This window comes from Psychrobacter sp. Rd 27.2 (assembly GCF_001921755.1).
Classification (GTDB): Bacteria; Pseudomonadota; Gammaproteobacteria; order Pseudomonadales; family Moraxellaceae; genus Psychrobacter; species Psychrobacter celer.
Map to the genome: position 1 here is coordinate 1 of NZ_MRYB01000035.1, position 870 is coordinate 870.

Genomic DNA, 870 nt, shown 5'->3' on the forward strand with positions numbered 1-870 from the left:
CAGGCAGCAATGCCTGACAGGATTAAATTATCATAATACCGCTTTTCAAACTCAAAGGGTGACACATATCCAATCGTGCTATGCAATCGTATTTTATTGAACCAATCTACCCATTCAAGGGTTGCCAATTCAACATCGTTCACGCCATGCCATTGTTCTTTTAGATACTCAATCATCTCAGACTTATAGAGTCCATTGACCGTTTCAGCCAATGCATTGTCGTATGAATTACCAGTACTGCCAACAGAGGCAATCATGCCAGAGTCAGCCATCCTAGAAGTGTAGCGAATGGATAAATACTGAACCCCTCGATCACTGTGATGAATCACATTCTTAGGATTATTCCTATCTGCTATCGCTTGATTAAGCGCTGCCATCACCATATCGGTATTCATGCGATTCGATACTTTCCAGCCCACAATAGCGCGGGCAAACACATCAATAATAAAAGCAGTATAGACCCAGCCACTCGTTGTCTTGATATAAGTAAAATCTGCAACCCACAGCTGATTAGGACGATGGGTATTAAAGGTGCGATTGACCAAGTCATCAGCACGCTTTTGATCGTCACGGCTGTTAGTGGTCATCTTACCCTTACCGCGCCAAACCCCCTGCAGACCATACTGCTTCATTAACCGCTCTATAGTGCAACGAGCCACCTTTAACCCATCCGCTTTCATCTGCTGCCATACTTTACGAGCGCCATAGCGGCATTTGCTGTCCTGCCAGATGCGTTTAATCTCACTAATGTAGAAGTCGTCATGCTGACTGCGTAATGAGCGCTTCTCAGGGCAGTCCTCTAAGTCTTTAGCACGGTAGTAGGTTGATGGGGCAGTCGGCAGAACTCTACAAATTGACTCGATCCCGTAT

The 870-nt window shown here is 45.3% G+C and carries 1 protein-coding gene; it reads right to left on the reverse strand.

Annotated elements, in window-relative coordinates; translation table 11 throughout:
• Positions 1 to 870 (reverse strand): IS3 family transposase (locus tag BTV99_RS12475; RefSeq protein ID WP_143507153.1); only part of this gene is annotated, 870 nt, incomplete at both ends.